The following is a 13,739-nucleotide window of genomic DNA, read 5'->3' on the forward strand; positions in this document are numbered from 1 at the left end:
ACAAATAGAAGTTCCCCGGACTTGCACGGGGACCGTACGGTGAGCCACCGGCACCGTCAACCACAAATTGTGATCACGAAAATATGCGCTTGGATCAGCTTGCGCGCGACGATTTGCGCTCGCCGGTCGCTGCGTTCTCCGCGGCCCGGCTCATCAACGAGGCGTAATCATCGCCAAACAGCACCTGGCAGAAGCGAATCGCGGCCTGCACCTGCTGCTGCCTGTAGGTGCGCACCTTGTGATCGGCGGCACGCAGCGACTGCACCAGTTGCTCGGTCGAGCGTTCGACATATTGCTGGAGGTCGGAATAGGTGCGCAGCGTCACCTCGTTGATCGCAAGCTCGCTGGCATAATTGCGGCAGGTCGCAACGAAATCGATCAGCGCCGCCGTTTCCTCCACCTCGGTGCTGTCGATCCGCGCCCCCGGCGGAATGTCTTTCTCGGGGCGCTGGCGCAGGATGCGGCGAACGCGGCCGGGAACGCTGTCGATCTCGGATTGCAGCGCATTGGAGATGTCGGCCCGGATCGAGGTCAATTGCTTGCCCCAGGCGGAATCGTTGCGCAGGTCGAGCTCGGTGCGCAGGCCGCGCACGCCGTCGTGCAGCGCCTTGAGGTTGCCGGCAACGTTGTCGAAATGGCCGCGCTTGATGTCCATGCGCAGGGTGGCGGCAACACAGGACAGATCGTGCAGCGCGATCGTGACGGCAACGCCGTAAGGCGTCGCCGCGACGCGGATCTCGTCGTCGGACGCGGCAATCTTGATGGCGAGGCGGATGATCTGCCACGGCGCGGTCATCCGCTGCACGACGATCGACAGCGCGAAGGGCAGCATTTGCGGCGTTTGCAGGACCGGAATGTTGAGCGCCGACGTTACCGAGGCGATCTGGGGATCGCCGAAGGCGCGCAAGGTGCGCGGCAGCTTCTCGTTCAGGCCGGCGATGGCCTCCCGGACCTGAAGCACCCCTCCGATCGAATAGAGGTCCTCGATCACGTTGGGCGGGCCGACCCGGGCGAGCGCGCGCGACTTGTCGCCGCCGCCCGGACCGGTCAGCTCGAAAATGGCATCCGCAGCCACCGCCTGGAGCTTCTGCGCCAGGGCCTCGACCTGCCCCGCGCTATCGGCGGGCATGCGCGCCAGCGCGGCCTCGAATTCGTTCAGCTTGTCCGGCGCGCCGTCGCGGCCGAGCCATTGCCAGATCGGCTGGAGCGAGGTGCGGCGGATCTGGCCGACCCGCAGCGGAACGCCGGCCTCGATCAGGAACGGTTCCAGCGCCTGGAACAGCAGCCGCGACAGATCGTCCGTGCGCGGCGGCGGGGCTTCATCGGCTTCCGACTTGCGGACGATCTTGCGCAGCTGCTCGAGCACGAGGGTCGCCACCGCCGTGTCCTGGCCGCGCTCCAGCGCGCGCTCGAACTCCCGCATCAGCAGCGCCTGCGCCTGCGGCGGGAGCTGCGCGAGATATTCCCTCAGCCGCTCGATCGATGTCTGGCTCATGCGCCCGGGTAATGCACGGTAAAATGGCGGACATGGGATGGGTCCGGCGCGATCATAGGAGGCGCCCACTTAAGAAGCCGTTTAGGAAGTCGGACCGAATCCCGCCGGTTTGCCGCGGCCGGGCGTCGGCGAGGAGGAATAAGCTCGTCGGAACAATGGATTATACACCCGGAAGGACCAGTTCGGCGCGCAGGCCGCCGGTTGGCGCACCACCGAGCGAGAGGCTGCCGCCATAGAGCGCGGCGAGATCGGTCACGATCGACAGTCCCAGCCCCGAGCCGGGCTTGGACTCGTCGAGCCGCTGGCCGCGCCGCGAGACCTGCGCACGCTCGGCTTCCGACAGGCCGCGGCCGTCGTCATCAACGACGATCCGCAGCCGCGGGCCCACCCCGGCCTGGTGCGGCGCTTCCACGAGGACCTCGATGAAGACGCGCGAGGCCGCCCATTTGCAGGCATTGTCGACGAGATTGCCGACCATCTCCTCCAGATCCTGGCGCTCGCCGCGAAATTTTGCCGACGGGTCGGCCTTGGCTTCGACCATGATGCCACGGTCGCGATGGATCTTCTCCATGGTCCGCCGCAATGCCTCGATGGCCGGCGCCACCTCCGTCACGGTCGCGACCACCGAGACCCGCGCCGCGATGCGCGCACGCTCCAGATGATGGGCGACCTGGTCGCGCATCACGTCCGCCTGCTCCATCACCTTGGCCGCGAACGGATCGGCGATGTGGGCGCCGGCCTCGTTGACGATGACCGAGAGCGGCGTCTTGATCGCATGGGCGAGATTGCCGACATGGGTGCGCGCCCGCTCGACGATCTCGCGATTGGCATCGATCAGCGCGTTGGTCTCGCGCGCCAGCGGCGCGATCTCGACCGGGAATTCGCCCTCGAGCCGCTCCGCCCGCCCGGAGCGGATGTCGGCGATCGATTCGGAGATGCGCTTGAGCGGTGCGAGGCCAAAGCGGACCTGGAACACCGTCGTCAGCAGCAGCACGACGCCGAGCGCGGTGAAGGTGCCGCCGAGATAGTAGTCGAAGCTGCGCGTTTCGTCGAAAATCTCGGTGTCGTCACCGGCGACGCTGACGAGAAACTTGCCGTCGGCACCGAGATCCACGGGACGCTCGACCATGCGCAGATTCTGCCCCTCGGGCCCGTCGACATAGGCCAGCCGGATGCCGGCGGCGGTGAGATCGGTGCCCTGCTCTTCCAGCTTCGGCAGCTTCTTGTCCCAGAGCGAGCGCGAGGAACGCACCTCCGGCTTTTCGGTGTCGGTCCGCGTGATCTGCCAGTACCAGCCCGACAGCGGCAGCTCGAACAGCGGCTCGCCCAGCGACTGGAACTGGCGGTCCGGCGGCTCGTCGGGGGTCGCGACCTCGGCGATGAGGGTGCGGAGATAGAGATTGAGCCGGCGGTCGAAGGCGCGCTCGGTGGCGTTCTTGTAGACCGACGACAGCACCACGCCGGTGATGGCCAGGATCACCACAAGCCAGGCGGTCGCCGACAGGAACAGGCGGGTCGCAAGCGAACTAGCGGCCATCGGAATGATCCGGGAAGGCGCAGGGTGGCGGGCGTCAGAACTCATGTCCCGGACCAAGGCCCCTGTCAGGCTGCCCGTCAAGCCCCGGAACGCGTCAGGCAGCCGGCGGGGTCAGGAGATAGCCGAGGCCGCGGACGGTCTGGATGATGTCGACGTCGAGCTTCTTGCGGATGCGGCCGACGAACACCTCGATCGTGTTCGAGTCGCGGTCGAAATCCTGGTCGTAGAGATGCTCGACCAGCTCGGTGCGCGAGACCACCCGGCCGGAATGGTGCATCAGGTAGGCCAGAAGCCGATATTCATGCGAGGTCATCTTGACGGGATTGCCTGACACGCTGACCCGGCCGGTCCTGGTGTCGAGCGTGACGGGGCCGCAGCTGAGCTCGCTCTGGGCATGACCGGTGGAGCGGCGCAGCAGCGCGCGGATGCGTGCCAGCACCTCCTCCAGATGGAACGGCTTTGCGACATAGTCGTCGGCGCCGGCATCGAAGCCCTGCACCTTGTCGCTCCAGCGGTCACGTGCGGTGAGGATCAGGACCGGCATGGTGCGGCCGTTGCGGCGCCAGGCTTCCAGCACCGAGATGCCGTCCTTCTTCGGCAGGCCGATGTCGAGCACGACGGCATCGTACGGCTCGTTGTCGCCGAGATAGTGCCCTTCCTCCCCGTCGAAGGCGCGGTCGACGACATAGCCGGCGTCCGTCAGTGCCTTGGTGAGCTGGCGATTGAGATCGGGGTCGTCCTCAACAACGAGCAGGCGCACGCTTTCTCTCCAGACATAGGCCGCATCAACACCACACCAGATGAGCAATTCCGGCGTGAACTGAATATGAACGCCGGGAACTGCCTGCGTTACTTTTTGGTCATATACGATGTGTCGGCAGCCAACGCGACTGCGCCCGCCATGCGACCGGACGAACCGGCAGCATGGCGGGCGCAATGTGCCGCGTTCCGCGGCAGGCCGGAAGGTCCGCCCTTCCCGTGAATTCGTACCCTCAGGTCCGGAAGAACACGAACCAGATCACGGCGAGGATCAGGATCGCAAGCCCGGTCGAGATGGCGAGCAATGCGGCAACTGACGGCCCAGGTTCGCCCTGGCGCGCCTCGGTTGGTGTTTCGACGATCTGTTGCTGCTCTCGCGTGGTGGCCATGATGCCCTCAATCTCTGCGTGTCGCCCCCGATGACCGCGACCTCATCGCAGCCGTATGTCCGGAGCCAACGCCCGATCAGATATGATGTTCCGGCTCTTGGCGTCCGATCGGGACGCAACCCGACGCCCAGCGGCCGGTTAACGCAATTGGCGGATTCAGCGACCGGCCTTGCTATGATTCGCTGTTCCCCGATGGTATCCTGGGACGTTGTCCTCTGTTGCGTTTGGAGTAGCCCATGGCCCCCCGCGCCAATTGGAAGGGTTTTCTGCGTTTGTCGCTCGTGACCTGTCCGGTCGCGCTTTATCCGGCCACTTCGGATACAGAGAAGGTCTCCTTCAACCAGATCAACCGCAAGACCGGCCACCGGATCAAGTACCTCAAGGTCGACGCCGAGACCGGCGACGAGGTGACGTCCGAGGACATCGTCAAGGGCTACAAGGTCGACACCGACACCTATATCGAGGTCACCAAGGACGAGCTCGACGACATCGCGCTCGACTCGACCCACACGATCGATATCGACGAGTTCGTGCCGAAGTCCGACATCGACAACCGCTATCTGATCCGCCCCTATTATCTCGTGCCCGACGGCAAGGTCGGCCATGACGCCTATGCGGTGATCCGCGAGACCATCCGCAGCATGGACAAGGTCGCGATCGGCCGCGTCGTGCTGACCAACCGCGAGCACATCATCGCGCTGGAGCCGCTCGAGAGCGGGCTGATGGGCACGCTGCTGCGCTACCCTTACGAGGTCCGCAGCGAGACCGAATATTTCGACGACATCCAGGACGTGAAGCTGACCAGGGACATGCTCGACCTCGCCAAGCACATCGTTGAGAAGAAGTCCGGCACCTTCGAGCCCGAGCTGTTCGAGGACCATTACGAGACCGCGCTGATCGATCTCATCAACAAGAAGCGCAGCGGCGCCCCGATCACCGCCAAGGCCGCGCCGAAGAGCGGCGGCAACGTCATCAACCTGATGGACGCGCTGAAGAAGAGCATCGCCAACGAGAAGGACGTCAGCCCCGCGGCGAAGGTCGCCAAGGAGACCGCGAAAGCCAAGAAGCCGAAGAAGCGCGTCGCGGGCCAGCGCGAGATGCTGCTGCCGATCGCCGGCAAGGGCGGCAAGGACGCTGCTGCGAAGACGGCGACCAGGGAAGCGACCAGGGAGACTTCGAAGAAGGCCGACAAGCCGGTGCGGGCGCCGGCGCGAGCGAAAAAAGCCGGCTAGACGCATCCCCCCGCGATCGCGCCGTGATGCCACACCTCGCCGATCTGGCGGCCTGACATGCCCTGGTCGACGGCGTTCGACGATCCCGTTCGCGTCAGTGACAAGCGCGAGCTGCTGACGCTTCAGGAGGCGGCCGACTACATCATGCGGCTGCCCGAGGACGCCCAACACGAGCCGCGCTGGCAGACCGCCGTCGAGACCTTGATCAAGGCGGCCGAGACCGGCGGCGGCTGGGTGATGTTCGCCCGCATCGCCATGTTGCGGGCGCTGAATGCGGACGACCGGCGCGGATGAGCGCCATGGTGTCCTTGCCGGCCCGTTGACGAACAGGCTCAACAATCGGTTAAGCAGCCGCACGATCGCGCCCTGACGGGCACGGCGCCGGCGCGGCCCAGCGGAGGCCTGCGGATATGAATCCATTTGAACGGATCGATGGAACCTTAATTTAATGAATGCCGTCGTATGAGCAGTGGCGCGCTCGCCCGGGCTTAACACTTTTGGCGCGCATAAAGACTTATTCGATCTTTTTGCAAGTCCGATGACGACGCGGCCATACGTTGGATCGGATGAACGGGAGTTGGCAATGCGTTTGCTTAGGTCCTTCCTTGCCGATGAGAATGGTGCAACCGCGATCGAGTACGGCTTGATCGCCGCCGGGATCGCGCTCGCAATCGTGACCGTCGTGAACAACACGGGCGGCGCGCTCCTCAACAACAAGTTTGTCGCGATCAGCACGGGGATAAAGTAACCCGCTCCCCGATTTGGCCGGCCAACATCGGCGATGTCGCCACGGCATTCGGCTTCCCCTGTCATTTCCAGACCGACGCGCCTGCAGCAGCGCGCCTGCGTGACGGCCCGCCGCAGCCCACCCATGTCCCTCGCGCGCGCCATGATCTGGGTCAACAGCATCAGGACGGCCGCGTCTAAGCATGGAAGCCGTGTTTCATCCCTGCCGGCCTGTCCATGCATCCAGACCTTCCGCACTCCCAACTGAAGATCCGCCGCGTCCGGCTCGATACCGGCCGCGAGAACGTCGTCGTCGTCTCCAGGCAGTCGAAGGCGCTGCGCGCCGAGATCTTCCGCGGCTTCAGCCGCGTCGAGCTGCGTCAGGGCGGCAAGGTCCTGCTGGCGACGTTGCTGATCACGGACGACGATACGCTGGTGGCCCCGGACGAGATCGGACTCTCTGAACCCGCGTTCCGGCGCTTCGCGCAAGGCGCCGGCACGCTGGTCACGGTCAGGCCAGCCGCGCCTCCGGAGAGCCTGGAAGCGGTGCGCGCGAAGATCCGCGGGCGAACCCTGAGCCAGGCCGAGATCGGCGCGATCATCGACGACCTCGCGCATTATCGCTACTCCGACATGGAGATCGCCGCCTTCCTGATCGGTTCGGCGAGCTTCATCACCAGCGACGAGCTGCTCGCCCTCACCGGCGCGATGGCGCAGGCCGGCACGCAATTGGTGTGGCCGACCCCCGTCGTCGTCGACAAGCATTGCATCGGCGGCATCCCCGGCAATCGCACCTCGATGGTCGTGGTGCCGATCGTCGCCGCCCATGGCCTGCCGATCCCGAAGACCTCCTCGCGCGCCATCACCTCGCCTGCCGGCACCGCCGACACGATGGAGGTGCTGGCGCGGGTGAATGTCGGCGTCGAGGAGATGAAGGCGATCGTCTCGAGCTGCAACGGCTGCCTGATCTGGGGCGGGCACGTGAACCTGTCGCCGGCCGACGACGTCCTGATCTCGGTCGAGCGTCCGCTGAGCCTCGATACCCGCGAGCAGATGGTCGCCTCCATCATGTCCAAGAAGATCGCGGCGGGCTCGACGCATCTGTTGATCGACATTCCGGTCGGGCCGACCGCGAAGGTCAGCAATGGCGTCGAGGCGATGCGGCTGCGCAAGCTGTTCGAATTCGTCGGCGACCGCTTCGGCCGCACGGTCGAGGTGATCACTACCGACGGAAGCCAGCCGATCGGCAACGGCATCGGGCCGGTTCTGGAGGCCAATGACGTCATGGCGGTGCTCGGCAACGACAAGGATGCGCCGCGCGATCTGCGCGAGAAATCGCTGCGCCTCGCCGCCCATCTCCTGGAATACGATCCGAAGCTGCGCGGCGGCGCCGGCTATGCCAGGGCGCGCGAACTGCTCGACAGCGGCGCGGCGTTGAAGCAGATGCAGAAGATCATCGACGCCCAGGGTCCGTCGACATGCCGCAGCGAACTCGGATCTCTCAGCTTCGACGTCAAGGCGGCGCATGACGGCATCGTGTCCGCGATCGACTGCCTGCGTCTGAACCGCCTCGCCCGCACCGCCGGCGCGCCGCTCGACAAGGGCGCCGGCATACGCCTGTTCAAGAAGATCGGCGATCGCGTCGAGCAGGGCGAGCCCCTCTATCGCGTCTACACGTTCGACCGCCCCGAGCATGATCTGGCCGCCGATGCCGCCACTGAGGAGACCGGTTACGTCGTCAACGGTCATGACGCCCTGCAAGGCAAGACGGCGTGAGCACGATCGCGCTCCAGACCTTGCCCGGCGGCAGCGATGCGGCAAAGCGCCTCGCAGCGCGGCTTGGGCTTGCCTGCAGCGAAATCGCCGTGCATCGTTTTCCCGACGGCGAGCTGCGCGTCGCCGTCGCGCCGGCGACCGACACCACGATCCTCTATGCTTCGCTCGATCAACCCAACGACAAGCTGATCACCCTGCTCTTCGCTGCGGAGGCGCTGCGACGAAACGGCGCGAAGCGGCTGGTGCTGGTCGCGCCCTATCTCTGCTACATGCGGCAGGATGCTGCATTTCATCCGGGCGAAGCCATCAGCCAGCGTGCCATGGGCAGTCTGCTTGCGACGACCGTGGACCGTATCGTCACCGTCGATGCGCATTTGCACCGCACCCCAGACATCAGGTCGGTCTTTCCAGGCATCGAAGCGGAGAACCTGTCCGCCATGCCTGCCATCGCGAACGCGCTGGCCACGGGCGGCATCGACCCCGCGACCGTGGTGATCGGGCCCGACATGGAGTCCGAGCCCTGGGTCAGGGACATCGCGAGCCGGCTGCGCCTGCAGCACACGGTGGCGCGAAAGACCCGGCACGGCGATCGTTCCGTGGCGATCAGCTTTGCCGATCCCGGCCTGCTCGCGGGACGGCCGGCGCTGCTGGTGGACGACATCGTCTCCTCCGGAACGACGCTGATGGCCGCGGCGAAGGCCCTGACGGCGATGGGCGCGACCGCCGTCGATGCGGTCATCACGCACGCGCTGTTTCCACCCGCGATGACCGTCGCATTCGCCAGCGCCGGCATCCGGTCGATCCGATCGACCGACAGCGTCCCGCATCCGACCAACGCGATTTCCCTCGCCGAGAGTCTTGCGGCCGCCTTGCGGTCCGAACTGACCACGACACTTCCTCCGGAGACGACGCCATGAGCATCACCGTTCGATTCTGCGGCGCCGCCCGCACCGTGACCGGTTCGAGCTACCTGTTCCAGACCGCGACCGGCCGCTTCCTGGTCGATTGCGGCCTGTTCCAGGGCCAGAAGACGCTGAAGGAGCTCAACTACGGCGCCTTTCCGTTCCGCCCCGCCGATATCGATGCCGTGCTGCTCACGCATGCCCATATCGACCATAGCGGTCTCTTGCCGAAGCTCGTGCGCGCGGGATTCGAGGGACCGATCCTGGCGACGCGCGGCACGATCGACCTCTGCTCCTACATGCTGCCCGACGCCGGCAGCATCCAGGAATCGGAAGTCACGCAGCTCAACCGGCGCAACGCCTCGCGCGGGCGCAAGGAGGTTCAGCCGATCTACACGCAGGCCGATGCCATTGCATCGCTGCAATCGTTTCGCGCCGTCGACTACGAACGCTGGACCGACGTGATCCCGGGCGTCCGCGCGCGCTACTGGAACGCCGGCCATCTGCTCGGCTCGGCCTCGATCGAGCTCGAAATCGCCGGGCAAGGCGCGACGCGTCCGCTGCGCGTGCTGCTCTCCGGAGACGTCGGGCCGGAGGCGAAGCTGCTGCAGCCCGATCCCGAGGCGCCGAGCGATTTCGACTACGTCATCTCGGAATCGACCTATGGCGACCGCGTGCGCGAGGCCACGACACCTGCGCTCCGCCGCACGCACCTCGCGGCCGAGGTGCGCGATGCCGCGGCGGCCGGCGGCGCGCTGTTGATGCCGGCCTTCGCGGTCGAACGGACCCAGGAGCTGATCGTCGATCTCGTCGACCTGATGGAGCACGGCGAGATTCCGACGGCACCGATCTTCCTCGACTCTCCGCTCGCGATCCGCGCCACCGAGGTGTTTCGCCGCCATGCCGAGAGCCTCGACCCATCCGTCGGTGCCGCGCGCCTGCTCAACTCGCCGCATCTCAAATTCACCGAGACCGCGGACGAGAGCAAGGCGATCATGCGCCTGTCCGGATTCCATATCATCATCGCGGCCAGCGGCATGTGCGACGCCGGCCGCATCCGCCATCATCTGAAGCGCTGGCTGTGGAACGAGCGCGCGACGGTGCTGCTCGCCGGCTTCCAGGCCAACGGCACGCTCGGCCGCTTCCTCCAGAACGGGGCCAAGGCCGTGCGGATCCAGGGCGAGGAGATCAAGGTCGCGGCCCGCATCCGCATGATCGACGAATATTCCGGCCATGCCGACGCCGCCGGCATCGCCAGCTGGATCGCGGCACGCCGGCCCATTTCCCGCGGGCTGTTCCTGGTCCATGGTGAGGAAGGCGCGATTGCGGGGCTCGCCGAACGCGTCGCCGAGCGGATCATTCCGGCGGCCCGGGTCTACCAGCCGTTGCTCGACGACATCTACGAGCTCGCCGCTGCCGAACCGCGCGTGGTCGACGTCGATCACCGCCGGCGGCTCGCACCGGAGGCCGTGACCCGTCTCGACTGGCACAACGAGATGTCGGAGCTCATGCTCGACATCAACGACAGGGTTGGGGCAGCCGCCGACGACCGCGCCCGCGGCGTCATCATCAGGAGGCTGCGCCGCGCGCTGGAGGAGAAGGTGTAGCGGGACATGACGGCGCTGAAACGCGCCTCTCTCTTGTCCCGGACGCGCTGCAGCGTTCTTACGCTGCTGCGCAGAGCCGGGACCCAGACGGCTGCACATTCCGCTGAGGCATGGGCCCCGGCTCTGCAGCGCACCACACCGCGGAAACGCGGCGCGCTGCGCTGCGTCCGGGGCACGAGACCGCTGTTTTTGCGATAGACATGGCTGCTCATCCTCGCGGCTCATTTTGCCCGAGCTTTGCTAACTTCTTCCGCCTCTTGCAAAAGCAAGGGCGCAGGGAAGGCCGGGCGCCGGCTGGCACCCGAAGTCCCGCGTGTGCGAAAGAAGCGCGCACGGGGTGGACGACAGGTGATGCCGGTCGCCCGGCCTTCCCTGCGCGATGGTTTTCACGGTGTCCTTCGTGCTCTCCTCGGGGAGCGATGCACTATTGCCCCCGTCGGCTTGCGGATTTCAGATGCGCGCACCGGTTGGCCGCCACATCTCCGCAAGACTTGACGCACAGACCCCGGGCGTCAGGACCACACGACTTCTCCGTCCGCGCACATCCCGATCCGCATTCCCGACGGCTGGCGTGCGCTCGCCGTCGAGGCCGGACAAGGACGCTGTCAGCGCCGTGTCGTATCGCGCCTGCCGCTGCTCACGGGTTTCCCCGCCCTGCAGCCACCATCACGCGCCGACGCCGTCGCGGCCACCGCATCCCGGCCCGCGTCCCGTGACGATCGCGAAACGCCCCTTGTGGCGGGCGGGATGCCGCGACTTGTACGGCAAAACCGAACTTCTGTAAATTCGAATATTTTTGCGCGGAGCTCTCGACCCACCGCTGGTGTGTTTTGCCCGACAGGCAACACAAGCGATCGTAGCCCCCGATGCCGCGGAGCCGAATTCGAGCGCCGCTCCCACAGATGCATTTTCCCCGGATCCGGCTACGGAACTTTGACCGCCATGTGAGTCCTGATAGTCTTCAGCACGGCGTGGCTCGACGAACCATGCTGTCAATCGATGGACCGGAGCTGTTGAAGATGCGGATCAGAAGCGTGACGCTCTTGGCACTCAGCCTCTTGCTTGCCGGCGTCTGGTCTCAGGACAGCGCGAGGGGACAGACCGCGCCGCCGGTTTCGCTTGCTCCGCCCAAGGCATCGCCGCCGCGGGCGAATGCCAAAAATTCCCCGGCAGCGTCGGACAGGATGGTACCGACACCTGCGACTGGCGGACTTCCACAAGCGCCGAATTCTGCCGCCGACTACGACGGCTTCAGCGTTGGCCGCGACGACAATGACATTCCGGATCGGATGACGCGATCCACGACGTCGCGCGCGGCAAGGGGCTCCACGCCCAATCCGGATACGCAAGGCAACACGGCTCAGCAATTGATCGATCAGGAAGATGAGGCGTTGAAGCGCAAGCTGATGATCTGCCGAAACTGCAAGTAGGACGGAGCTTCCCGTCGCCCGGAGGGAGCGAAAGCGAAATCCGGGGCCGGCGCCAGCGGGTGCAGTTATCCCGGATTGCGCTTCGCTCCCTCCGGGCTACGGCAGCGCGCTGCATAGCTGACCTACCGCCTCCTTCGCGTCCCCGCACTTTACCCTCCCCCGATTTCCTGATCCTCTCCCCCCAACGCCGGACCAACCGGCCTGCCCCGGGAGAGAGACGCCATGAAGCTCGGCACCGCCATTGCGGAAATCATGAGGCGCGAGGGGATCGAGATCCTCTGCGGCTATCCGGTCAACCATCTGATCGAGCATGCGGCCAAGGCCGAGATCCGCCCCGTGATGGTGCGGCAGGAGCGCGTCGGCATCCACATGGCGGACGCGATCTCGCGGGTGACGTCGGGCCGCAGCATCGGCGCGTTCTGCATGCAGCATGGACCCGGCGCGGAGAATGCGATGGGCGGCGTCGCTCAGTGCTTTGGCGAATCCGTTCCCGTGCTGGTGCTGCCGATGGGCTATCAGCGCCGGCTTGCGCATATCGAGCCGAACTTCAATTCCAGCGAGGCGATGAAGCCGTTCGCGAAATCGTCCGAGCCGATCATCCTGGCGGCCGAGGTCGCCAACATCTTCCGCCGCGCCTTCACCAAGCTGAAGAACGGCCGCGGCGGCCCCGTGATCGTCGAGATCCCCTCCGACATGTGGAACGAGGAGGTGCCGGAGCCGCTCGACTACACGCCGGTGCTGCGCACCCGCTACGGCGCCGACCCCGTGCACGTGAAGGAGGCAGCCAGCCTGCTCGTCAATGCCAGGCGTGCTGTGATCTATGCCGGCCAGGGCGTGCATTACGCGCAGGCTTGGCCGCAATTGAAGCGGCTCGCGGAGCGGCTGGCGATCCCGGTGACCACCAGCTTAGGGGGCAAATCCTCGTTCCCGGAAACGCATCCGCTCTCGCTCGGCTCGGGCGGGCTCGCCGTGCCGCGCGCGGTGCCGAAATTCCTCGCCGAGGCCGACGTCATCTTCGGCGTCGGCTGCTCGTTCACCGAGACCAATTTCGGCATCGCGATGCCGAAGGGCAAGACGATCATTCATTCAACGCTCGATCCCAACCATCTCAACAAGGATGTGGAGGCCAGGATCGGTCTCGTCGGCGACGCCGGCCTCGTGCTCGACGCGCTGCTGGAGGAGATCGGCAAGACCGTCACCACCGATCGTGACGCTTCAGCGGTCGCGGCCGAGATCGCGGCCTCGCACAAGGAGTGGCTGGCGAAATGGATGCCGAAGCTCACCAGCAATGACGCCCCCTTGAGCCCCTATCGCGTGCTATGGGACCTGCAACACACCGTCGACATCGACAACACCATCATCACGCACGATGCCGGCAGTCCGCGCGACCAGCTCTCCCCGTTCTGGAAATCGACAAAACCCCTCACCTATCTCGGCTGGGGCAAGACGACGCAACTCGGCTACGGCCTTGGCCTTGCCATGGGCGCCAAGCTCGCAAAGCCCGACAAGCTCTGCATCAATGTCTGGGGCGATGCGGCGATCGGCTTCACCGGCATGGATTTCGAGACCGCGGTGCGCGAGCGCATCCCGATCATGTCGATCCTGCTCAACAATTTCTCGATGGCGATCGAATTGAAGGTGATGCCGGTCTCGACCGAAAAATATCGCTCGACCGACATTTCCGGCGACTATGCCGCAATGGCGCGCGCCTTCGGCGGCTATGGCGAGCGGGTGACGAGGCCGGAGGACATCGTCCCAGCGATCAAGCGCGGCATCCAGAAGACGCAGGAGGGCATCCCGGTGCTGCTGGAGTTCATCACCAGCAAGGAGACGGAGGTGTCGCGGCCGGGGACGTGAGACGGGCCGGACGCTGGCTCCGGCCGCAG

General features: G+C 65.8%; 12 protein-coding genes. 8 read left to right on the forward strand and 4 right to left on the reverse strand.

What is annotated here, in order from left to right; translation table 11 throughout:
- Window positions 1-94 precede the first annotated feature (94 nt).
- From AABA86_RS16405 to AABA86_RS16420, 4 genes are all read right to left on the reverse strand, one after another.
- Window positions 95-1,495: a hypothetical protein gene (locus AABA86_RS16405; protein WP_338307534.1), complete on the reverse strand. Its 1,401-nt coding sequence runs from the start codon at window positions 1,493-1,495 to the stop codon at window positions 95-97.
- 160 nt (window positions 1,496-1,655) lie between these two features.
- On the reverse strand, window positions 1,656-3,032 hold the full coding sequence (locus AABA86_RS16410; RefSeq protein ID WP_212248468.1) for a sensor histidine kinase: 1,377 nt from the start codon (window positions 3,030-3,032) through the stop codon (window positions 1,656-1,658).
- Between the two features lie 94 nt (window positions 3,033-3,126).
- Entirely contained in the window at window positions 3,127-3,792 is a 666-nt protein-coding gene (locus AABA86_RS16415) for a response regulator transcription factor (RefSeq protein ID WP_018315821.1), read from the reverse strand.
- Between the two features lie 232 nt (window positions 3,793-4,024).
- Window positions 4,025-4,180, reverse strand: coding sequence for a hypothetical protein (locus AABA86_RS16420; protein ID WP_162848634.1), 156 nt, complete (start codon window positions 4,178-4,180; stop codon window positions 4,025-4,027).
- 236 nt (window positions 4,181-4,416) lie between these two features.
- Between AABA86_RS16420 and ku the strand changes: the two genes are divergently transcribed.
- The 8 genes from ku to AABA86_RS16460 all read left to right on the forward strand — a co-directional run bounded on the left by ku (window position 4,417) and on the right by AABA86_RS16460 (window position 13,710).
- Complete coding sequence (gene ku / locus AABA86_RS16425; protein ID WP_338307535.1) at window positions 4,417-5,412, forward strand: non-homologous end joining protein Ku; 996 nt, start codon at window positions 4,417-4,419, stop codon at window positions 5,410-5,412.
- A 57-nt stretch (window positions 5,413-5,469) separates the two neighbouring features.
- Window positions 5,470-5,706 (forward strand): hypothetical protein, encoded by a 237-nt coding sequence (locus AABA86_RS16430; protein ID WP_212248466.1) that lies wholly within the window; start codon window positions 5,470-5,472, stop codon window positions 5,704-5,706.
- Window positions 5,707-5,995: 289 nt separating this feature from the next.
- Window positions 5,996-6,160, forward strand: coding sequence for a Flp family type IVb pilin (locus AABA86_RS16435; RefSeq protein WP_212248465.1), 165 nt, complete (start codon window positions 5,996-5,998; stop codon window positions 6,158-6,160).
- A 215-nt stretch (window positions 6,161-6,375) separates the two neighbouring features.
- Window positions 6,376-7,914, forward strand: a complete 1,539-nt coding sequence (locus AABA86_RS16440) for a thymidine phosphorylase family protein (RefSeq protein ID WP_338307536.1) — start codon at window positions 6,376-6,378, stop codon at window positions 7,912-7,914.
- Window positions 7,911-8,831, forward strand: coding sequence for a ribose-phosphate pyrophosphokinase (locus AABA86_RS16445; RefSeq protein WP_338307537.1), 921 nt, complete (start codon window positions 7,911-7,913; stop codon window positions 8,829-8,831). Before AABA86_RS16440 ends, AABA86_RS16445 begins: the two co-directional genes overlap by 4 nt.
- Window positions 8,828-10,423, forward strand: coding sequence for an MBL fold metallo-hydrolase (locus tag AABA86_RS16450; protein WP_338307538.1), 1,596 nt, complete (start codon window positions 8,828-8,830; stop codon window positions 10,421-10,423). Before AABA86_RS16445 ends, AABA86_RS16450 begins: the two co-directional genes overlap by 4 nt.
- Window positions 10,424-11,325: 902 nt before the next feature.
- The gene (locus AABA86_RS16455; RefSeq protein WP_338307539.1) at window positions 11,326-11,853 is read left to right on the forward strand and encodes a hypothetical protein; all 528 of its coding nucleotides are present in this window, start codon (window positions 11,326-11,328) and stop codon (window positions 11,851-11,853) included.
- Window positions 11,854-12,054: 201 nt separating this feature from the next.
- A complete protein-coding gene (locus tag AABA86_RS16460; RefSeq protein ID WP_338307730.1) occupies window positions 12,055-13,710 on the forward strand; it encodes a thiamine pyrophosphate-requiring protein in 1,656 nt (551 codons plus the stop codon).
- Window positions 13,711-13,739: the final 29 nt, after the last annotated feature.

It is taken from the genome of Bradyrhizobium sp. TM233, from assembly GCF_036247965.1.
Taxonomy (GTDB): domain Bacteria; phylum Pseudomonadota; class Alphaproteobacteria; order Rhizobiales; family Xanthobacteraceae; genus Bradyrhizobium; species Bradyrhizobium ottawaense.

Coding starts and splice junctions, on each gene's coding strand:
- AABA86_RS16405 (WP_338307534.1), bottom strand. CDS start 1,495: ATGAGCCAGACATCGATCGAGCGGCTGAGGGAATATCTCGCGCAGCTC.
- AABA86_RS16410 (WP_212248468.1), bottom strand. CDS start 3,032: ATGGCCGCTAGTTCGCTTGCGACCCGCCTGTTCCTGTCGGCGACCGCC.
- AABA86_RS16420 (WP_162848634.1), bottom strand. CDS start 4,180: ATGGCCACCACGCGAGAGCAGCAACAGATCGTCGAAACACCAACCGAG.
- ku (WP_338307535.1), top strand. CDS start 4,417: ATGGCCCCCCGCGCCAATTGGAAGGGTTTTCTGCGTTTGTCGCTCGTG.
- AABA86_RS16430 (WP_212248466.1), top strand. CDS start 5,470: ATGCCCTGGTCGACGGCGTTCGACGATCCCGTTCGCGTCAGTGACAAG.
- AABA86_RS16435 (WP_212248465.1), top strand. CDS start 5,996: ATGCGTTTGCTTAGGTCCTTCCTTGCCGATGAGAATGGTGCAACCGCG.
- AABA86_RS16440 (WP_338307536.1), top strand. CDS start 6,376: ATGCATCCAGACCTTCCGCACTCCCAACTGAAGATCCGCCGCGTCCGG.
- AABA86_RS16450 (WP_338307538.1), top strand. CDS start 8,828: ATGAGCATCACCGTTCGATTCTGCGGCGCCGCCCGCACCGTGACCGGT.
- AABA86_RS16455 (WP_338307539.1), top strand. CDS start 11,326: ATGCATTTTCCCCGGATCCGGCTACGGAACTTTGACCGCCATGTGAGT.